The organism is Streptomyces regalis, assembly GCF_001509475.1.
GTDB classification, from domain to species: Bacteria; Actinomycetota; Actinomycetes; order Streptomycetales; family Streptomycetaceae; genus Streptomyces; species Streptomyces regalis.
Genome location: NZ_LLZG01000092.1, coordinates 89,966 through 108,884, shown reverse-complemented (window position 1 = coordinate 108,884; position 18,919 = coordinate 89,966). Strand labels below are relative to the sequence as shown.

General features: G+C 70.5%; 19 protein-coding genes and 1 pseudogene. 5 read left to right on the top strand and 15 right to left on the bottom strand.

Translation table 11 applies throughout. The annotated features are described in order from the left end of the window. A pseudogene (locus tag ADL12_RS14990) lies at positions 1-609 on the top strand (hypothetical protein); the annotation flags it as partial. Positions 610-673: 64 nt separating this feature from the next. On the opposite strand, the gene ADL12_RS14985 reads toward ADL12_RS14990, so the two are convergent. Then, entirely contained in the window at positions 674-1,456 is a 783-nt protein-coding gene (locus ADL12_RS14985; protein WP_062702517.1) for a hypothetical protein, read from the bottom strand. Positions 1,457-1,756: 300 nt separating this feature from the next. Here ADL12_RS14985 and purN point away from each other — a divergent pair, with 300 nt between their 5' ends. Together purN and purH are read left to right on the top strand one after the other, a co-directional pair. Beyond that, positions 1,757-2,386 (top strand): phosphoribosylglycinamide formyltransferase, encoded by a 630-nt coding sequence (purN, locus tag ADL12_RS14980; protein WP_062702515.1) that lies wholly within the window; start codon positions 1,757-1,759, stop codon positions 2,384-2,386. Continuing rightward, on the top strand, positions 2,383-3,954 hold the full coding sequence (gene purH, locus ADL12_RS14975) for a bifunctional phosphoribosylaminoimidazolecarboxamide formyltransferase/IMP cyclohydrolase (RefSeq protein ID WP_062702513.1): 1,572 nt from the start codon (positions 2,383-2,385) through the stop codon (positions 3,952-3,954). Before purN ends, purH begins: the two co-directional genes overlap by 4 nt. Before the next feature lie 68 nt (positions 3,955-4,022). On the opposite strand, the gene ADL12_RS14970 is transcribed toward purH, so the two are convergent. The 5 genes from ADL12_RS14970 to ADL12_RS14950 all read right to left on the bottom strand — a co-directional run bounded on the left by ADL12_RS14970 (position 4,023) and on the right by ADL12_RS14950 (position 7,982). Next, positions 4,023-5,762, bottom strand: coding sequence for a serine/threonine-protein kinase (locus tag ADL12_RS14970; protein WP_062702512.1), 1,740 nt, complete (start codon positions 5,760-5,762; stop codon positions 4,023-4,025). 58 nt (positions 5,763-5,820) lie between these two features. Then, on the bottom strand, positions 5,821-6,735 hold the full coding sequence (locus ADL12_RS14965) for a hypothetical protein (protein WP_062702510.1): 915 nt from the start codon (positions 6,733-6,735) through the stop codon (positions 5,821-5,823). Between the two features lie 6 nt (positions 6,736-6,741). Further along, positions 6,742-7,119, bottom strand: coding sequence for a peptidase inhibitor family I36 protein (locus ADL12_RS14960; protein WP_062702508.1), 378 nt, complete (start codon positions 7,117-7,119; stop codon positions 6,742-6,744). Between the two features lie 252 nt (positions 7,120-7,371). Beyond that, positions 7,372-7,779: an ATP-binding protein gene (locus tag ADL12_RS14955; protein ID WP_062702505.1), complete on the bottom strand. Its 408-nt coding sequence runs from the start codon at positions 7,777-7,779 to the stop codon at positions 7,372-7,374. Continuing rightward, positions 7,776-7,982 carry a hypothetical protein gene (locus tag ADL12_RS14950; protein ID WP_062702503.1) on the bottom strand — a complete coding sequence of 69 codons (207 nt, stop codon included), beginning with the start codon at positions 7,980-7,982 and terminating at the stop codon, positions 7,776-7,778. Before ADL12_RS14950 ends, ADL12_RS14955 begins: the two co-directional genes overlap by 4 nt. Before the next feature lie 116 nt (positions 7,983-8,098). On the opposite strand from ADL12_RS14950, the gene ADL12_RS14945 reads away from it, so the two are divergent. Further along, positions 8,099-8,953 carry a helix-turn-helix domain-containing protein gene (locus ADL12_RS14945; RefSeq protein ID WP_208614548.1) on the top strand — a complete coding sequence of 285 codons (855 nt, stop codon included), beginning with the start codon at positions 8,099-8,101 and terminating at the stop codon, positions 8,951-8,953. After that, positions 8,931-9,128: a DUF397 domain-containing protein gene (locus ADL12_RS14940; protein WP_062702501.1), complete on the top strand. Its 198-nt coding sequence runs from the start codon at positions 8,931-8,933 to the stop codon at positions 9,126-9,128. Before ADL12_RS14945 ends, ADL12_RS14940 begins: the two co-directional genes overlap by 23 nt. Here the strand turns inward: ADL12_RS14940 and ADL12_RS14935 are convergent, their stop codons facing one another. The 9 genes from ADL12_RS14935 to ADL12_RS14895 all read right to left on the bottom strand — a co-directional run bounded on the left by ADL12_RS14935 (position 9,129) and on the right by ADL12_RS14895 (position 18,882). After that, positions 9,129-9,716: an ALF repeat-containing protein gene (locus ADL12_RS14935; protein WP_062702499.1), complete on the bottom strand. Its 588-nt coding sequence runs from the start codon at positions 9,714-9,716 to the stop codon at positions 9,129-9,131. 188 nt (positions 9,717-9,904) lie between these two features. Next, positions 9,905-11,986 (bottom strand): PQQ-binding-like beta-propeller repeat protein, encoded by a 2,082-nt coding sequence (locus ADL12_RS14930; protein ID WP_062702497.1) that lies wholly within the window; start codon positions 11,984-11,986, stop codon positions 9,905-9,907. Between the two features lie 109 nt (positions 11,987-12,095). Next, on the bottom strand, positions 12,096-12,710 hold the full coding sequence (locus tag ADL12_RS14925) for a M23 family metallopeptidase (protein WP_159053171.1): 615 nt from the start codon (positions 12,708-12,710) through the stop codon (positions 12,096-12,098). 118 nt (positions 12,711-12,828) lie between these two features. Next, positions 12,829-14,226: a protein kinase domain-containing protein gene (locus tag ADL12_RS14920; protein WP_079052049.1), complete on the bottom strand. Its 1,398-nt coding sequence runs from the start codon at positions 14,224-14,226 to the stop codon at positions 12,829-12,831. Next, positions 14,223-14,966: a hypothetical protein gene (locus tag ADL12_RS14915; protein ID WP_062702492.1), complete on the bottom strand. Its 744-nt coding sequence runs from the start codon at positions 14,964-14,966 to the stop codon at positions 14,223-14,225. Before ADL12_RS14915 ends, ADL12_RS14920 begins: the two co-directional genes overlap by 4 nt. Positions 14,967-15,153: 187 nt before the next feature. After that, positions 15,154-15,627 carry a hypothetical protein gene (locus tag ADL12_RS14910; RefSeq protein ID WP_062702490.1) on the bottom strand — a complete coding sequence of 158 codons (474 nt, stop codon included), beginning with the start codon at positions 15,625-15,627 and terminating at the stop codon, positions 15,154-15,156. A gap of 98 nt (positions 15,628-15,725) precedes the next feature. Next, positions 15,726-17,297 carry a protein kinase domain-containing protein gene (locus ADL12_RS14905; protein ID WP_062702488.1) on the bottom strand — a complete coding sequence of 524 codons (1,572 nt, stop codon included), beginning with the start codon at positions 17,295-17,297 and terminating at the stop codon, positions 15,726-15,728. Then, positions 17,294-18,061, bottom strand: coding sequence for an FHA domain-containing protein (locus tag ADL12_RS14900; RefSeq protein ID WP_062702486.1), 768 nt, complete (start codon positions 18,059-18,061; stop codon positions 17,294-17,296). The genes ADL12_RS14905 and ADL12_RS14900 overlap by 4 nt, the downstream gene beginning before the upstream one ends. A 176-nt stretch (positions 18,062-18,237) precedes the next feature. Further along, positions 18,238-18,882, bottom strand: a complete 645-nt coding sequence (locus ADL12_RS14895; RefSeq protein ID WP_062702484.1) for a hypothetical protein — start codon at positions 18,880-18,882, stop codon at positions 18,238-18,240. Between the last annotated feature and the right edge of the window lie 37 nt (positions 18,883-18,919).

The window sequence follows — 18,919 nt, the reverse complement described above, 5'->3', positions numbered from 1 at the left end:
GTGCTCGTACGGGCGTGGCGGTGCCGGGCGGGGGCGGTGCGCCGGGATGAGCGGGTGACCGAGACGCAAGGGGCGCGGATCGGCAAGCCCCGGCTGGAGGCGTCGGGGGAGGGGCGCTCCGGGGAGAGCGGCTCGGATGCGGGTGGACGCCGGTTGCGGGAGCGGCTGCCGCTGGTCGGCGGGTGGTGGTCGCGGGCGGCGGAGCCGGGGAAGCGCGGGGGTGCGCCGACGAACTCGAAGGCGACCTCGAAGGCGACCTCGAAGACGGACTCAAAGACGGGGCACCAGGCTTACGTCCAGGACGCACCGCTCACGGCGATGGCGCCGGACCAGCCCGTTCCGCAGCAGGGCAAGGATCGGGATCCCCGGTTCGCGCAGTACGACGAGGATGCCCCGTACGAGGCTTCCGACCAGGACATCCCGCACGTGGAGTACGACCACGACACGACCTTCGAGCCATACGACTTCCCGCCCGCCGAGCCCACGCCTGAGCCGCCGGCGGAGCCGTCACCGGAGTCGCCCTCGCCCGATGCCTGGCACGACGACGCCTCCCGCACAGAGCGTTGGGCGGCGATGAAGGAGGCATCGGATCCACCGGAGGCCCCCTGAGGGCACCCCGGACCCGAACCCGAACCCGGACCCGAACCCGAACCCGGACCCGGACCCGGATCCGTCAGTCCGTCGTCCCCAGAACCCCCCGCAACTCCTTCGGCAAAAGCTCATTGCACGCCTGCTTCGCCTCGTTCGTCAGCGCATCATTCGTGCAGGTGTAGAAGTCGCTGTAGACCACCTGCGCCGTGAACCCGGCCGCGACCACCGCGATGGCGAGGGACGCCGTGACCAGGCCGCTCACTGCCGCCGTCGTCTGAGGGCGGCCGCCCGGCCGGGGGGCCGGGGTGTCCGGGTCGGGGGTGCGGGGCTTGGTGCGGAGGCTGGTGATGCCCCAGTAGAGGGCCAGCGCGCCGAGGAGCAGGGCGACGTACGGCCAGCTGAAGAGGGCGAAGAAGAAGGCCCACATACCGGACAGCAGGGCGTAGCGAGCGCGACGCTGGGCGGGGTCGGTGGGGTCCCAGCGCATGCCCGAGCTCGGGCCGTCATTCCCGGGGCCCTCAGGGCCGCCGCGGGGACGCTCTCCGAAGCCGTCGGGGGAGCGGCCCGGCTGGCGGTCGCTCCACTGACTGCCCCAGGGCGAGTTCCCGCCGCCCTCGCCCGAACCCTGCGAGCCGTCCTCGCCGGAAGGGCGCCGCGGCTGCCACGGGCGGTCCGGCGAGCCCTCCGGCGGCGGGGCGAAGGGGTTGTCGTCCTGGGCGCCACTGCCCTGTTCGCCGCCGGAGTTCTTGCCCGAGGGCGCGTCGGGAGGCGAGGCGGGCCGCTCTCGCAGCAGGACGGCGCCACGCTTCCCTCCCTGCGCGGACTGCGGAGGGAGAGTGAGGAGTCGCAGGCTGCGGTCCGACATCAAGTGAGCGTCTTCCCCTTGGTGAACAACTGATCTTGGTGAACGACTGATCCGACATGAGCTGTCACTTCGTGAACGCACCGCACCACCACCGCGTTCCCGGGCCAGCTCCCCCAGACGCTACCTTCCGGCCACGCCCCCGTCCCGTGGGGGCTGTCCGTAGTGCCGGTATCGTTGCTGACGGTCGGCCGCTTCGTAGACTTCCCCGTATCCCGGGGCGCGATGCAATCGTACGAATATACAAAGCGCCTACAAAGTGCCGGCCGCATGAAGAACGCACCCCCGAGAAAGGGCCCCACCGTGGCCGCCAAGCCCGTGGCCAAGCGCCTCGTCGTGCTGGTCTCCGGATCCGGCACCAATCTGCAGGCGCTCCTCGACGAGATCGCCGCCGTCGGTCCCGAGGCGTACGGCGCCGAGATCGTGGCCGTCGGTGCCGACCGCGAGAACATCGAGGGGCTCGCGCGGGCCGAGCGCGCCGGGCTGCCGACCTTCGTGCGGAAGGTCAAGGACTACGACAGCCGGGAGGAGTGGGACGCGGCTCTCGCCGAGGCCGTCGCCGCCCACGAGCCCGACCTCGTCGTCTCCGCCGGGTTCATGAAGATCGTGGGGAAGGAGTTCCTCGCACGCTTCGGCGGACGCTTCGTGAACACCCACCCGGCCCTTCTTCCCAGTTTTCCCGGCGCCCACGGCGTCCGCGAGGCCCTCGCGTACGGCGCCAAGGTCACCGGCTGCACCGTCCACTTCGTCGACGACGGCGTCGACACCGGGCCGATCATCGCGCAGGGCGTGGTGGAGGTCCGGGACGAGGACGACGAGAGCGCTCTGCACGAGCGCATCAAGGAAGTCGAGCGAAGGCTGCTCGTCGAGGTCGTGGGGCGGCTCGCCCGTAACGGCTATCGCATTGAGGGACGAAAGGTAGTTATCCAGTGACCGCCACCGCCGAGAGCAACAAGCGGCCCCTTCGCCGGGCGCTCGTCAGCGTCTATGACAAGACCGGGCTCGAGGAGCTCGCGCGCGGGCTGCACGAGGCCGGTGTCGAGCTCGTCTCCACCGGCTCCACGGCCGCGAAGATCGCCGCGGCGGGCGTCCCCGTCACCAAGGTCGAGGAGCTCACCGGCTTCCCCGAGTGCCTGGACGGCCGGGTCAAGACGCTGCACCCGCGCGTGCACGCGGGCATCCTCGCCGACCTGCGCCTGGAGGACCACCAGCGGCAGCTGCAGGAGCTCGGCGTCGAGCCGTTCGACCTCGTCGTCGTCAACCTCTACCCGTTCCGCGAGACCGTCGCGTCCGGGGCCTCGCCCGACGAGTGCGTGGAGCAGATCGACATCGGCGGTCCGTCGATGGTGCGCGCCGCCGCCAAGAACCACCCGTCCGTGGCGGTCGTCACCAGCCCGGCCCGTTACGCCGACGTCCTGGCGGCCGTCCGCGACGGCGGCTTCGACCTCACCACCCGCAAGCGGCTCGCGGCCGAGGCCTTCCAGCACACGGCGGCGTACGACGTGGCGGTCGCCAGCTGGTTCGCCTCTTCCTACGCCCCCGTCGACGACTCCGGGTTCCCCGACTTCCTCGGCGCCACGTGGGAGCGGGAGAACACGCTCCGGTACGGCGAGAACCCGCACCAGCCCGCAGCGCTCTACGTCGACGGCAGCGGGACTGGCCTCGCGCAGGCCGAGCAGCTGCACGGCAAGGAGATGTCGTACAACAACTACACGGACACGGACGCCGCCCGCCGTGCCGCGTACGACCACACCGAGCCGGCCGTCGCGATCATCAAGCACGCCAACCCCTGCGGCATCGCGATCGGCGCGGACGTCGCCGAGGCGCACCGCAAGGCGCACGCCTGTGACCCGCTGTCGGCGTTCGGCGGCGTGATCGCCGTCAACCGCCCGGTCAGCAAGGAGATGGCCGAGCAGGTCGCGGAGATCTTCACCGAGGTCATCGTCGCGCCCGACTACGAGGACGGCGCGCTGGAGGCCCTCGCCAAGAAGAAGAACATCCGCGTGCTGCGTTGCCCCGAGGGCCCCGGCAACCCCGTCGAGGTCAAGCCCATCGACGGCGGCGCCCTCCTCCAGGTCACCGACCGCCTCCAGGCCGACGGCGACGACCCCGCCAACTGGACCTTCGCGACGGGTGAGGCGCTCAGCGCCGAGGAGCTCTCGGAGCTGGCCTTCGCCTGGAAGGCCTGCCGGGCCGTCAAGTCCAACGCGATCCTCCTCGCCAAGGACGGTGCGTCGGTGGGCGTCGGCATGGGCCAGGTCAACCGCGTGGACTCCGCGAAGCTGGCGGTGGAGCGGGCCGGCGCCGAGCGCGCGCAGGGGTCGTACGCCGCGTCCGACGCCTTCTTCCCCTTCCCCGACGGTCTGGAGATCCTGACCGAGGCGGGCGTCAAGGCCGTTGTCCAGCCGGGCGGTTCGGTCCGCGACGAGCTGGTGGTCGAGGCCGCGAAGAAGGCGGGCGTGACGATGTACTTCACGGGGACGCGGCACTTCTTCCACTGAGCCGCGCAGGTTCGACTGAGCCGCACCAGCCGCAGGGCCCGCCGTTCATCTCGACGGCGGGCCCTGCGTCATGTGGAACTCCGCAGGGCCGCCCAGGTGTTGGGCCCCACTTGGCCGTCCACCTCGAGTCCCTTGGCGCTCTGGAACTGCTTGACCGCGGACTCGGTGTCCCTGCCGAACTCGCCGTCCACGCCCGCGCTGCCGACGCTGTAGCCGCGCTTGGTGAGCATGCACTGCACCTGGACGACGCGTTGGCCCTTGTCGCCGTAGTCGGTGAGTTCGGTGCCGGAGTAGTAGGTGCACTGGGAGATCCAGGGCGGGGTGGCGGGAGTCGTGGCGGTCTTGGGGGGGGTGGCGGTCGGGGCGGTGCCGCCGCCGCTGCCGTCGCCGTCGGATGTGGGGGAGGCTTCGGCGGTGGGAGCGGACTGCGTTGCGCCTGCGCCGCCTGCGGGTGCGTCCGGGCTCTGTGACTTCTCGGCCTCCGCTTCCCCCGGGCTGGTTTCCTTCCCCTTCTCCTTTCCCTCCCCCCTCTCCTTGTCGCCGGAGGGCGAGGCGGAGGAGCTGGGGAGGGGAGAGGCGTGCGCGGCATCGGGGGCGGTGCTGCCGGCTGCCGCCGGTGCGGCCGAGTCCGTCTCGTCGAGGGACGGGCGGGTGAGGAAGAAGGCGCCCGCGGCGACGGCGCACACGGCGAGGCCGGCGGTGACGGCGAGGTAGGCCTTCCGCTTGTTCCGACGGCCGCCGTCCTCCGGCGCCGGGGTCTGGATGGGAGTGGCGTGCTGCCAGGAGGGCGGTGCAGGCGGAGTGCCGGGCGGGACGGGCTGCTGTGTCGGCGTACGCAGCTGGACGGTCTCGTGGACGCCGACCTGTTCCAGCGCGTCGCAGGCCTGCCCTCGGGCCAGCAGCCGGGCGCTCAGCGGCTCGTGCCAGACGGCCGCGCGGCCGTGACCGGCGGCTGTGGCGGCTTCGGTGAGTTGGCGTGGAGTGGGGCGCCCGGCGGGGTCCTTGGCGAGGCAGGCGGACAGGAGGGCGGCCAACGCGGGGTCCACGGCCGCGAGTTCGGCCATGATCTCCTGCTTGGGCTCCTCGAAGGCGACCCGGTGCATCACATCGACGCCGGTGCCGTCCCCGAAGGGGGCGTGGCCGGTGGCGGCGTAGATCAGGCTCCCCGCGAGCGAGAAGACGTCGGAGGCGGTGTCGCAGCGCCCCTCACGCAGATACTCCGGCGACATGTAGGCGGGTGTGCCGACCCTGCTCCCGGTCGAGGTGATCGCGCTGCTGTCGGCGGCCTGCGCGATGCCGAAGTCGATGACGTGCGCGCCCTGCGGGGACAGGATCACGTTGGACGGCTTGAGATCCCGGTGTACGACATCGGCGGCGGCCATCGCCGACAGCGCCTGCCCGAGGTCCGCCACCAGCCGCCACACGCCGGCCGGCGCCAGCGTGCCGCAGTCGCGCACCGCGTCGGCGAGGTTGAGGCCGGGTACGTACTGCGTCGCCATCCACAGCAGCGTGTCGTCGAACCCGGTGCCGAGCAGCTGCGGCGCGCGCGGGGTGTGCACGCGGGCGTGCAGGGAGGCCTCCCGCTCGAAGCGCCGCCGGAACCTCGGGTCTTCGGCGTACTCCGGGCGGATCACCTTGACGGCGGCGAGGCCGGGGGTGCTGTCGGCGGGGCGGGCGAGGTAGACGCGGCCCATGCCGCCGCTGCCGAGGAGGCCGAGGGGGACGTAGGGTCCGATGCGACCGGGGTCGGTCGACTTCAGCGGGGTGGCGCCCGCCTGTTCGAGAGCGGCGTACCGCTGGTCTGTCATCGATCCCCCGACCGCTTCTTCTTCAACCTGCCCCGGCGTCACGCCGTTTGAGGCGAGGCTACCGTGCCAGGGGTACGCCCGCGCCCGTCAACGCAGCCTGCCGCGCAGCGCGGAAGTCCTTCAGCACGGAAGTCCGAGCCGGGGACAGTGCGCTCTCCACCAGTTTCTGGGCCCGGGCGACCTGCTCGGCGAGATCGGCCTCGGCCTGGCACGCGGCATCTCGCCGGGCGATCCTCAGCTCCTCTTCTCCGGTCGCACGGAGGCCGGCCGCGTCGGACTTCCCCGAATCCAGGTGTCTCCTCATTGCCCTGAGAGGATCCTCGCGGTCCTGGTACGGGAACCCTTCGTGCCGCATGCACACGACCCATTTCCGTTCCGCTGCCTTCACGAGGGGGTGGTCGAGGGTGTCCTCCACGATCGAGTTGCTGAGGTTCTGCAAGGTGAAATGGTTCCGCTCCCAGGAAGTGCCGTACACCTTCTGACGTGCGACGGACGCGCAGGAGCCGGTCGGGATGGACAGCGACGGACCCTCCGGCAGTTCGATCACCTGCCGTGGCCCGTTCTCCGCGCCCTTGAGCGCCGCCTCCCACACGCCGCGTTCCCGCTCGGACAGCGCGGACAGCCGCTGGGCGTTCGGATCCGCAGGCGGGGTCTTCAGCCGCTGCACCGTAAGGCCGTAGCCGTCCTGTGCGGCGCGGCTCCGGGGCAGCAGACCGTAAGGACTTGTGGCCGCTTCCCGCTGGACGTCGCCGACCGGTACCTCGCTGTAGCCGAAGCCCCGACTCCGCATGCACTTTTGTACTTCGCGTTCCTCGGCGCGGTGCAACGCGGCGGACTCGGCGGCCGTGAAGTGCAGACTTCCACCGAGGGGGCGGGGATCAGGCTGGGCCTTGGCTGCGGCCTCGTGGCCGGGCGCTTGAGAGCACCCGGCCACGAGGAGCGCTGCGGCGGCCGACCACAGCAGATGTCGCATGGCGTGTCACACGCACCAGCGGTTGGACGCGAGGTCGTCGGCGAAGATGCCACTGCGGTAAGTGTCGAGGTTGGAGATGACGTAACCGCGTTCGAGGGTGAAGTAGCTGCCGGAGTGGTTGATGCCGTTCCAGACCCGAACGTTGCAGTTGTTGCCGTTGTTGTACACCGACTCGGCGTTGTCGAACTTGTTGTACTGAAGCAGGTTGCTGTTGTTCCCCGATACCTCGCCCGGGTCACCGGCACCGCTGTCGCCCAGGTAGGCGCACAGGGATCCCGAGGAACAGTCGGTCCACGCGGCGTTCGCCGGAGTGGCGGTGGCACCAATGCCCAGACCTGCGAGCACCGCTGCACCGACCGCCGCTGCGATCTTCTTTCGGATCATGTCCTGTCCTTCTCTCGTCGATCGCCGCATCGTGGCGGGGTCTGTTGTGCCGTCCCCCGTGGCGGCGCATGCATCACAGTGGCGGTCGTGGCAGCGGAGCAGTACCTGCAATGTTTCAGGGTCGTGGGGGGAGTGTGAGGTGGGCCGCCGGGCGAGGTGACAGCCCGTGGGCTGGTCCTTTTCCCAGCGGCCACCTCCCGAACCCGCCGTGCGACGTTAATCGCAACGGGCTCTCCAGTGACTGCCATGAACTCAGGTGGTGCGGCCGGCTGAACCGGGAATGCAATCAGGCGCTTTCAGAGCGCACTCGCACCACACGGTCTTGCCGGCGGGTGTCAGCCATACGCCCCAGCGTCGTGCGATTGCGTCGAGCAGCAGGAGGCCGCGGCCGCTTTCGTCGTCCTCGCCCGGGTGGCGCGCGATGAGCCAGGCGTGCGGGTCGGGGTCGGTGACCTCCACCCGCACACGGCCGTCCTGACCATGGACCAGACGGACGGTCACCGGTGCGCCCTCGCCGACGTGGTTGATCACGTTCGTCAGCAACTCGCTGACACAGAGCTGGACTTCGGGGCAGGGGCCACCGAGGTGCTCGCGTACGGCCCGGCGGGCCTCGGGGATCGCCTTGGGGAGTGCGAGCAGTTCGAGGGCGAGGGGCTTCACTGGCCGGCCGCCTTGCGCAGGGCGGTGATCAGGGCGCGGGCGGTGGTCTGGTTGCAGTTTCCCAGTGCGATGAGGGGCCGTGTGGTGAGCGCGTCGGCGAAGGTCGGCAGGTCGACGCCGAGGGAGGGGAGCGTGATGCCGTTCGCTTCCAGGGCGGTGCGGAGGTCTTCGATGCAGGCGTCGGTTTCGTGGTGGGGGTGCATGGGGATACGCCTCCGTGTGCGTTCTGTGGTGGATCGCTCACAGATTGGCGTCAAGCTGCGTACCGTAAGAGAGGTTTCGGGTTCGCACGGAAGCTTGGGAAACGGTGGTGGTGGTTGTGCCCGCGAAGAAGGACCCTGACGCGTCGGTGAGTGTTCCCTGCTTCTACGGCGCCGAGTTGCGTTACAAGCGGGAGCTGGCCGGACTGACGCTGGAGCAGTTGGCGGAGGGGAGTTTCCGGGGGATCCCGTTCCTGAGCCAGATCGAGCGCGGAGAGCGGGGAATGCCGATGGATCTGGCCCGCCATGTGGATGAACGGCTGGGCACGGACGGGTTTTTCCAGCGGCGGTGTGAAGACGTCGCCAAGGCACGGCGGGCGGGGCATCCGCTGTACTACGCGGACGTACCGGACCTGGAGAAGCAGGCGGAGACGCTGGAGGAATGGGCGCCCAACGTCATCCCGGGCCTCCTGCAGACCGAGCCGTACATGCGGGTTCTGATGCACCACGGGAGGCCGTTGCTACCTCGGGAGCTGATCGAGCAGCGTGTCCGCGCGCGGCTGCTGCGTGCGGAACTGTGGGACCGCGAGGAGCGGCCCACTTACTGGGGGATCCTTCGCGAGTCGCTCATTCGGAACCCGCTGCTGCCGCCGGAGCAGATGGCCGAGCAGCTGGAGCACATCCTCGACGTGATCCGGGCCACGGAGAGTGTTTTGCAGGTCGTCCCGCAAACGACCGCTGCGCACCCCCTCATGCACGGCATGGCCAAGATCATGGCCTTCCCTGACGCGCCACCGTTGGTGTGGACGGAGGGCAGCTTCGACGGGCAGATTGCCGACTTTCCGGCCCTCGTGAAGGAGTACCGCAGGTCGTACGATCTGCTCAGGGCCGTCGCACTCCCGCCTGAGGCGTCCCTGGCCTTGATCGAAGAAGCAGCGAGGACCTACAGAGATGAAGCGCAACAGGGGCATTGACCTGAGCTCCGTCGTTTGGCGCAAGAGCAGTTACAGCAACGGAGATGGCGCCGACTGCGTCGAAGTGGCCGACAACCTCCCCGGCATCACCCCCGTCCGCGACTCCAAAACCCCAGAGGGCCCCGCCCTGGTGTTCCCCACCCGAGCCTGGGCCCTCTTCGTCAAGTCCCTCTGATCAGACCTCGTACTGTCCGGTCTCCAGGAAGTACCGCATCTCCTCCGGTGTCCCCTCGATGGCCCCCTCGGCCGCCGCACGCAGCGCGTCGCTGATGGTCGGGTCGGCGAGGATGCGGGCGATGCGGACGCGGTCGTCCTCGGCCACGGCGAGGCGGTAGCCGGTCTCCAGGAAGGCGCGCAGGGCCTGAGGGGTGTTGGTGTCGAGGGCCTCGTTGGCTTCCCTGATGACCGCCTTGTCGGTCTTCGGGTCGGCGGAGGCGAGGATGCGGGCGATGGCGACGCGGTCGTCCTCGGCCTGGGCTATCCAGCGGCCCGTCTCCAGGAAGTACCGCTGGTCCTCGATGGTGCCGTCCATGGCCGCCTGCGCGGCGGCGTAGACGGCCTTGCCGGTGTCCGGGTCGGCGATGATGCGCATGATCGCGACCCGGACGTCGTCGTCGGACATCTCGTCGACGCCCGAGGCGGTCGCGTCGGACGCGGTCGCCACGGTCGTGGCACCGGACGCGGCGAAGGCCGGGGTGGTGAGCAGCAGGGCGGGCGTCAGGGCGGTGGCCGCGACAGTCAGGGCGGCTCGGGCCAGTCTCATGTACGGACCTTCCTTGCGGGTTGCGGTTGCGGGAACGGAGACGTCACAGAACCGGCGGACGAAGGCACAAGTCCCCAAGTCCCCAAGTCCCTCGTCTCATCCGCCGGTTGGGACATCTTCGCTCAGCCCACGCCGCGGATCACCGCAATTACCCGGCAGGCTTCACGCTCCCCTGATTGCCGGTCACTTCATTCCTCCGGCTCGTACCAGTTCTCGGCGCGCTCCTCCCCGCCGTACGCGACCGCCTTCGTGCTGCCGTTCTTCTCGGACGTGCAGGTGAGGAGCATCGTCGGGGAGGTGTGGGCGGCCAGGAGGCCGGTGCGGCCCTGGCAGTCGGCCACCGGGGCGACGGGGGAGCGCTGGCTGTCGGCGACCTTGAACTCGTTGGCGCCGGTGATGGTCTCGACGACGGCGTGGACCTTCCCGGACGCGCCGAGGACGAGCAGGCCGTTGTCGCGCATACGGTCGCTGTTGATGCCCTGCACCTCTTCCATCGCGAAGGCCACCGCCGGGTCCCGGCCCGGCAGCGGGACGACGCGGGTGTCCGACGGTTTGCGGTAGAAGTCGTTCACGACGAGCATGCCGTCGCTGTGCGGGAGTACAAAGCCGGTGTGCGTGTGAACGGGCTGGGTGGCCTCCCGGATCCGGGGCGAGTACCCCGTCCAGCGCTCCCACCGCACCATCGGATCGTCCCGCCACGGCTCGGGTTCGAAGGTGACCCACCAAGCCCCGCGCCGGTCGGCCGGGCACCCTTCGTAGAGCACCAGGAGCCTGTCGACTCCCTCGACCGCCGCCGTCGCCCAACCCTTGCCACCGCATTCCGCCGGGACGGGCGAGGTCATCTGGGGCTTCCCATAGAGCAGCGGCGCCGTCTCGCCCTCGCCGTCGTGCTCCTCGATCCCGAAGCTGCGGAGCCTTCCGATGCAGTCGTCGGTGACCATCGCCTGCCCCCACTCCATGTACCTGCCGTGGACCAGATAACCGCAGGCGTCGTCGTCGAACCCCACCCCGGCCGTGCTGCCGTCGCTCTTACGGACGGCCAGCACCGTCGACTTGGGGGTGAGGAGGTAGGCGTAGTCCTGCCCCGGCAGTGGCACCACCCGGGGCGGCTTGCCCTCGTCGTCCAGCCTGGGGCGCGTGGAGGTGATGAACTCCCACCACGCGCCCCCCTTGCCGCCGCCGGGGTTCGTCTGCTCACTGAGGTGGAGCGAGGACAGCAGCAGCCGCCCGCGTACCGAGCCGTCGAAGGCGTCGAGGGTGGTGACGGAGTTGTCGACCAGGACGAGGACCGCGCAGCCCTCGCTCACGCCGACCTGCTCGACGGTGGCGTGCCGGGTCGTCGGCACCGTATAGCGCCAGCGCTCCTTCCCCGTACGGGTGTCGACACCGACCACGGACGCGCCCTCGGCGGCGAGGTCGTCATCGACCCCGACGACGGTGTCCTGGTGGTAGGTGACCTCGGTCCCGTTGCCGTCCTCCTTCTCCCGCTCACAGGTGCTGAGCGCCACCGGGCTGTCGAACTCTCGCTCCCAGGCGCGCTCCGACGGCACGCCCTTCGGCCAGACGGTCGGAGAGGGCGTGCGCAACGCGCCGTCGTACAGCCGCTCCTCGGGTACGGAGCGCACCTCCTGGCGCGGCAGGGTCAGCGTCTCCCGCTCACCCCGCACCAGAGCGGCACCGAGCGATCCGGCACCCGCGAGTGCCCCGCCCAGCAGGCAGCCGACGATCAGCAGCACCATCACCTGCTGGATACGGCGGCGTACCGCACCCGCCCGTCCGGCCGCCGCCTCCGATATCCCGAACCACGGCCTGCGCCGCAGCGCGAGCGGGACGCAGAGCAGGGCGACGGCCGCGCACATCAGCGACAGGGCGAGGGGAGCGGCGGGCCGCAGTTCCATGGGCGTCGGAACGGGCCAGTTCGTCACCTCGGGGTGACGCCACGTCAGGTAGCCGGCCAGCCCGATGACGCCCGCCAGCGCCGCCAGCACCCCCGCCACCAGCGCTCCGCCGCGCCGCCCCATCGACAGTACGAGTACGACGGCCGCTCCGACGGCCAGCGCACGCGGGAACCAGGCCGCCGAACCGTAGTCGTCGGCCTGCGCCTCGGGCAGCGCGTCCGTGAGCGGGAACGCCGCGTACCAGGCGAGGACTGCGGCACAGCCGAGGGCGAGTGCGAGGAGGAGGTGCGCGGGGCGGTGGGCAGGTGCCGGCGGGTCGTCATCGGTTGGTTCCGGCTGCTCGGTGATGTGTTCCTCGTCGCGCCCGGCCATCCCGCACCCCCCGTACGGCCGACTCCCGGATGACTTCAGTCTGGAAGCGGCACCCGGTACCCGGCAACGGAAATGCCGTCTTCCGGTGAGCCGTCGTCCCGCGGATGTCCTAGCAGTTCTTGCTGACGACGTCCTTCCACGTCTCGCCCACGCCTGTGTACTTCTTGCCGTTGAAGTGCACGGGCTTGCGGTTGGCCTCCGTCGGGATGCCGTTCGTCTTGTAGCGCTGCTCGTAGTGCAGGTGCGCCCAGTCGCCGCTGTTGGAGCCGGTGGCGCCGATGTGGCCGATCCGGGTCCCCGCGGTGACGCTGTCGCCCTTCTGGACGTACCTGTCGTGCTTGTCCTTGAGGTGGTAGTACGCCGTGTACCAGCCGCTGCCGTGGTTGATGATGATGACGTTGCCGGCGCCCCGGTCCCAGAAGGTCTTGGCGACCTTGCCCTTGTAGCCGGCCAGCACGTTCTTGCCGGACGATCCCGTGTTGTTCTTCACCACGATGTCGAGGGCCGGGTTGTGGCCATTGTCGTAGGTGTCGAGCCGCCAGTGGGTGTTGCAGGCGAACGGCATCTGGAACTTGGGCTTGGCCGCCGCGACCACGTCGGCCGCCTGGCCGGAGCCCGGTGCCGCCGTAGCTGTGGCGCCGAACTGCAGGCCGAGTGAGAGCGCGAGCGCGCCGGCCCCGAGTGCGGCCGTGGTGCGGCGTCGGGTCAGGTCGGTTGTCCTCATGTGTGTCTCCCCGTTGTCGTTCTTCGGTGCGGGCAGGTCAAGCATCCGGTGGTGGTCGCGACCGCGGTACCTGGAAGGTTGTAGGGCGAGCGGGGGCACCCGCACGACTACTGTCCGCTCAGCAGGACGACACCCACTCGTGCGAGCGGATCTGCAGGCCGCCGCGGTCAGGGAAGTTGACCTTCTGGAGCTCCTGGATGCAGCCGAACGGCTCCTTCCGGTTGGCCTCGCGGAAGAGCTGGACGTCGTCGTGCGGGTCCCCGGTGTAGCCGTTGTTGAAGGCCGACCTCGGCCCGGTGGTCCTCGCCCAGTCGCAGGTGATGATGCCGCCGATCCAGTCGTCGTCGTACTCGTACCAGGCGCACATCTCGCCCTGTCCGTCCGGCTTTGTGAAGAAGCAGACGTCTCCCTGGTCGCAGCGCGCGTACCCCTGCGGCGCGGGCTCGCGCAGGGCGAGGAGGCCGGCGGCGGCCAGCGACAGCGCCGCGACCGCCGCGAGCGAGATGAGGACGGCCGGATGCGGGCCGCGCCTCGGCTTCAGCCGGGGCAGCCGCGGGGAGCGTGCCGCCCCGGCCGCGGCCTCGACCCGGCGCAGCAGGGCCTGCGCGGAGTGCGGGGCCCGGTCGGTGTGGGTGGGGGCCAGGCAGTCGGTGACGATCTGCCGCCAGGCGTCCGGGAGTTCGGGGGAGAGGCGGAGCTCGTCACGGCCCTTGGCATAGCGCTGCACCGCTTCCCGGCGGGCCGTCGGATTCGTCCCGGGAAACGGCAGGCTGCCGGTCAGCACCAGGTGGGCGATGATGCCGAAGGCCCAGATGTCGGCGGTGGGACGGGTCTGGTGGCCGCGGTCGCCGACCTCGGCCCACAGCAGTTCGGGCGGGGTGTAGTCGGAGGTCGTGAACGCGGGGGAGTACGCGTGGGTGCCGTCCAGCTCGGCGGCCAGGTTGAAGTCCGCGAGCCGGACCGAACCGTCCGCCATCAGCAGCACGTTGGCGGGCTTGAGGTCGCCGTGCACCCAGCCCGCGTGGTGCAGGTGGGCCACCCCCTCGCAGATCTGGGCGACCAGGGAGGGCCCGCCCGGGACGGCGACGGCATGGTCGGCGGGTGTGCCGCCGCGGCCCCGCCGCCGGACCCCCGACAACTGGTCGAGCAACTGGTCGAGGGAGCCCTCGGCGCGTTCCAGTACGAGGACCGTGGCGCCGTCGAGGCCTGGGCGGGCGGGGTCGTCCACGGTCAGGGCCTCGTGCATCCGGATGAGGCGCGGACGCTGCAGTCTGCGCAGCAACTCGGTCTCCCGCTGGGCGAGTTCCCGCAGGTGGTGCAGTTGGCGTGGCGTTTGGGTGCCGGTGGGCAGGAACTTCAGTGCGACCTCGGCCGGCATGCCCTCGGCGGGCTCGGCGCGCCGGGCGGCGTACACACTGCCGAAGCCGCCGGAGGCGATGGATTCGCGCACCTCCCAGACGCCGACGCGGTAACCCCGCGGGACGTCCACGGCGTGCGTCGACGAGTTGGCGCTCATCGGACGAGGCTCCTGTTCCCGTTCAACAGGGCCAGGTCGTCCTCGCGTACGAGGTCGAACCGCAGGGCCAGGGAGACCAGGCGTTCCTTCTTGCCGTTGAGACGCGGACCGCCGCTGGGCACCGTGTCCGGTGCCGGTTTGAGGCGCAGCTTGACCGCGAGGTAGTCGATGTTCCACGCCACCGACGCACGGGAGACCGCGGGCCACATCGGGCGCAGCTGCTCGACCAGCTCCTCGGCGGTCGGCAGCGGGGCGTGCGGCTCGCCGCGCAGGCGGGCGGCGCACAGGGCGACCAGGACGTGGAAGTACCGTTTGCCGCGGTCGAGCGGGAAGGCGCACGTGGTGGGCGCCCCGTCCCGCTGGCCGACGCGGTCCAGGAAGTCGTGGCGCGGGGCCCAGACATCGAAGCTCAGCAGTTCGTTTCCGGCGGGCAGGACCACGCGGGCGAACTCGAAGGGCACCGGGGCGTCGAGCCGGCCCGGCGCGACCTTGATGTGCTCGCCCGCGCCCTCCGGGTTCTCGACCGCGTACGTCTGCGCGCTGCTCAGATTGCTGAGCCGCCAGTAGGCGCCCGCGGCGGTGATCTCTCCGGCTGTACGGGAGACGCCCTCGTGCGCGACGGTCAGGTGCGGGCCGTACGGTCCTGCCGTGCGGCCGAACGGCAGGGAGTCGCCCGGCTCCAGGTGAATGTGATCGTCCGGGCACGTGCTGTGCATGGGCACGACGATGATGCTGTGCATGACTGTTTCCTCCCCCGACAGAAACTGGGGTCAGGGTAGGAAGAGAAAGCGCGGGCATTCCAAGAGCATGCAAAAGCGGCGTGTCGTGTGCAAAGTGTGTGATCTTATGCGATAAGGGCGAACGGCCTCCGGCCCTCCCCCGAGGGAGCCGGAGGCCGCGCGGTCGGTTGGCGCCGGTGGTGTCAGGTCAGCACGGGCGCAGGGACCAGATCGGGTCCCAGGTAGCCGTGCCGGCCTGGTACGCCGTCGACGTCCAGCGGACGCTGCCGTCCTTGTTGTAGAACTTGGCGACCGTGCCGGGCGTCTGGTTGTTGGTGAACGGGCCGTCGCCGGTCCAGTTGGTGAGGTTCCACTTCTGGCACTTGTAGAAGTCGAACTTCTGGCCCTTGACGATCATGCACAGGTGGCCGTAGCCGCAGGCCAGGTCCCGTGTGCCGATCTGTCCGTCAGGTGCGGCGGTGACAGTGAGGCCGTCGTACGTGACCTTGTCGGCGGAGACCTGGAGCGGCTTCGGGCTCCCGGCGAGAACCTGGTCGGCGACCTGCTGGGTGCTGGTCACCCGGGTGCCGTCCGGGGCGGTGGCGGCGGTTGCCGCGACGGTGGAGCCGGCGATCAGTGCCGTGGCCGCGGCGAGGAGTGTGGCGGGCTTGATGATGTTCACGTTGATTCCCCCAGTGAACTCGGTGGTCGTACCGCCGAAGCGGAGTGCTCACACCGTCCCAGCCCGGTCCGTGCGGCAGTACCTCAGACCTCTCAGGGTCACTTCTTGCCGGGCGGCGTGTACTCCTTGAGGTAGTGGGCGACGCGGTCGGCGTAGTCGCGGATCCTCGCGGGAACGCCGTTCTCCTCGTTCACGACCTTGGACGACGTCCGGTAGGAGGCGGCGATCAGCACCCGGCGGTCGCCGGGCAGGGAGGTCTTCAGCCGCGGCTCGATGAAGCAGAGGTAGCGGCCCACGGCCGGGATCGACTCGGCGGGGGTGAAGGGAGGCCGGGGGGTCTCCTCCGCGGCGACGCCGTCCGCCCGGATCCACCAGCGCAGAACGCTCGGCGTCCAGCGGGCGATGCCGTACTCGCCCTCTTCGCCCACCGAAGGGTCGGAGAGGTCCGGGTCGAAGTTGCTCTCCGCCTTCAGCAGGGCGGCGATCAGGGCGGGGGTGACCTCCTGCTGGACGCAGTCATGGGCGGAGTCGACGATGAGACGGCGGTAGGCCACCGGGATGCCTTTGTCCGTACGGAGTTCGGAGGCGCCGTAGGTGGCGGCCGTGACCTTCGTGGTCTCGCCGCCCGAGGCGCCGGCCCCCTCGGTCCCGGCACCGGCCCAGGTGCTGATGCCGTAGCCGAGGGCGGACACCGCCACCACGGCGGTCGCGGCGGCCAGCATCGTCGTACGGCGGGAGCGGCGGCGGGGGAGGAGGGACCGTGGCAGGCGCGGTGAGCGGCCGGTGCCCGCCGCGGCCTCCACTCGCCGCAGCAGCGCCTGACTGCCGATCCGGTCGGTGTGCGTACGGGTCAGGCAGTCCCGCACGATCTCCCGCCAGGCATCCGGGAGTTCGGGCGACAGGCGCAGTTCGTCGGTGCCGCGGGCGTAGGCGGCGGCCGCGTCGCGGCGGGCCGTCGGCGTGCCGCCGGGCAGCGGGAAGGAGTCGGTCAGGACGAGATGCGCGAGAACACCGAAGGCCCACACGTCGGCCGACGGGCGGATCCGGCGGCCCCGCTCGCCGATCTCCGACCACAGCAGCTCCGGCGGCGTGTAGTCGGGGGTCGAGAACGCGGGCGTGTACGCGTGCGTGCCCTCCAGCTCCGCCGCCATGTTGAAGTCGGCGAGCCGGGCCGAACCGTCCTGCATCAGCAGCACATTGGCCGGTTTGAGGTCCCCGTGCACCCAGCCCGCCCGGTGCAGCTGCGCCAGTCCCTCGCAGATCTGCGCCAGCAGCGCCGGTCCGGCCTCCGGTCTCGGCGTGCGCGCCAGCAGCGCGGACAGCGAACCTTGCGCCTTCTCCAGTACGAGGACCGTGGCACCGTCGAGGGCGGGGCGCTCCGGGTCGTCGACGACGAGGGTCTCGTACATCCGGATCAGCCTCGGCTGCTTCAGCCGGCGGTGCAACTCGACCTCGCGGTCGATGAGTTCGCGCAGGTGGGAGAGTTGGCGGGGAGTTCCGGTGCCGGTGGGCAGGAACTTCAGGGCCACCTCGGCCGGCCGGGCCGTGCCGGTTCCGACGCGCCTGCCCTCGTACACGCTTCCGAACGCCCCCGTGGCGATCGGCTCCCGCACCTCCCACACGCCCACCCGGTACCCCTTCGGCACCGGCACGGCGTACGGCTCGGTCACCGGGCCGCCCGGCCGGGCGCCGGGGCCACCGGGCGCGCGGGCCCCCTCAGCACGATCAGGTCGTCCTCCCGGACGAGATCGAAGCGCAGCGCCAGCGACACCAGGGACTCCTTCTTGCCGTTGAGCCGCGGGCCGGTGTCCGCCGTCTCCGGGCCGGGCTTGAGACGCAGCTTCACGGCGAGGTAGTCGATGTTCCACTGCACGGAAGTGCGGGACGCAGCCGGCCAGTGGGGGCGCAGCCGGTCCACGACCTGGTCGACCGTGGGCAGCGGGGCGTGCGGTTCACCGCGCAGGCGGGGTTCGCACAGGGCGGCCAGGACCGCGAAGTACCGCTTGGTGCGGTCGACCGAGAAGGCCGGGGCGGTCGTCGCGCCGTCCAGACCGCCGTCGGGGCTGAGGTAGTCGTGGCGCGGCGCCCACACCTCGACCGCCAGCAGATCACCGGCCGCCGGCAGCACGATCCGCGAGAACTCGAACGGGACCGGCGCATCCAGCCGCCCCGGCCCGACCTTGATGTGCTCGCCCGCGCCCTCCGGGTTCTCCACGACGTACGTCTGTTCCCGGCTGAGGTTGCTCAGTATCCAGAAGGCGCCCTGCGCGGTGATCTCACCGGCTCTGCGGGACACCCCGTCGTGCGCGATGGTGAGGTCGTTGTCCGATGCGGAACGCCCGAAGCTGAGCCGCTCGCCGGGCGCCAGTCGGATCTGGGTGCGGTCGGTCTCGTCCTCCGTGGTCGGCGGAGGTACCACGATGATGCTGTACAAGGTGCGTCTCCCCGTGCCTGACGGCTACCCACGTCAGAGTAGGGCGACGCAGCGGGGCCGTGTCCCCCTCATACGGGTGAGACACGGCCCCGGCTGTTAATTGGCGCGAACTCTTCAGTCACTCGTGAACGAGCGTGAATGTTCGGTGCGTTCGGTGAAGCGCTCAGTACCGCGGTTCAGTAACGCGGGCGGCTGAACCAGGCCGACGCCGCGCTGTTGACCATCGAGGCGAGGATGATGCCCGCGATGGCGAGGGAGATGAGTCCGGCGAAGGTGGTGGAGCCGCTGGCGCCGTTCACGATGTTGCCGATGCTGCCGAGGATCATCAGCGACGCATACACGATCGTGGTGATGCGGATGCCGCTGCCGCCGTTCTTGAACTTGACGCCCAGGAAGATCGACAGGGCGCCCAGGCCCACCATGAGGCCGGCGACCAGGAAGCCGAGACCGGCCAGCATGTCGGTGTCGTCACCCGAGCCGACGCCGTTGGACACGTCCTGTACGGCACCGACGGCGACACCGGTGATGATGCCGAACAGCAGCTGGAAGCCGGCGAGGATGAAGAGGAAGACGCGCGCGGTCTTCATCAGACCGGGCATCTCCACCGGCATCATGTTCCCGCCCGGGTAACCCGGGTATCCGGGGTATCCGGGCTGGGCCGGCTGGCCCTGCGGGTAGCCGTAAGCGGGCGGCTGCTGGGGAGCGCCCTGCGGGTAGCCGTAGCCGGGCTGCCCCTGGGGCGGCTGCTGCGGCGGGTAGCCGGGCTGGCCCTGGGGCGGCTGCGGCGGGCCGTAAGGGTTGTTCGGGTCGCCGAAACTCATGGCGGTCTTTCCTCCGTTGTTCCGAGTGCGGGGACGC

Coding starts and splice junctions, on each gene's coding strand:
- ADL12_RS14985 (WP_062702517.1), bottom strand. CDS start 1,456: ATGTCGGACCGCAGCCTGCGACTCCTCACTCTCCCTCCGCAGTCCGCG.
- ADL12_RS14970 (WP_062702512.1), bottom strand. CDS start 5,762: ATGACAGACCAGCGGTACGCCGCTCTCGAACAGGCGGGCGCCACCCCG.
- ADL12_RS14965 (WP_062702510.1), bottom strand. CDS start 6,735: ATGCGACATCTGCTGTGGTCGGCCGCCGCAGCGCTCCTCGTGGCCGGG.
- ADL12_RS14960 (WP_062702508.1), bottom strand. CDS start 7,119: ATGATCCGAAAGAAGATCGCAGCGGCGGTCGGTGCAGCGGTGCTCGCA.
- ADL12_RS14950 (WP_062702503.1), bottom strand. CDS start 7,982: ATGCACCCCCACCACGAAACCGACGCCTGCATCGAAGACCTCCGCACC.
- ADL12_RS14940 (WP_062702501.1), top strand. CDS start 8,931: ATGAAGCGCAACAGGGGCATTGACCTGAGCTCCGTCGTTTGGCGCAAG.
- ADL12_RS14935 (WP_062702499.1), bottom strand. CDS start 9,716: ATGAGACTGGCCCGAGCCGCCCTGACTGTCGCGGCCACCGCCCTGACG.
- ADL12_RS14930 (WP_062702497.1), bottom strand. CDS start 11,986: ATGGCCGGGCGCGACGAGGAACACATCACCGAGCAGCCGGAACCAACC.
- ADL12_RS14925 (WP_159053171.1), bottom strand. CDS start 12,710: ATGAGGACAACCGACCTGACCCGACGCCGCACCACGGCCGCACTCGGG.
- ADL12_RS14920 (WP_079052049.1), bottom strand. CDS start 14,226: ATGAGCGCCAACTCGTCGACGCACGCCGTGGACGTCCCGCGGGGTTAC.
- ADL12_RS14915 (WP_062702492.1), bottom strand. CDS start 14,966: ATGCACAGCATCATCGTCGTGCCCATGCACAGCACGTGCCCGGACGAT.
- ADL12_RS14895 (WP_062702484.1), bottom strand. CDS start 18,882: ATGAGTTTCGGCGACCCGAACAACCCTTACGGCCCGCCGCAGCCGCCC.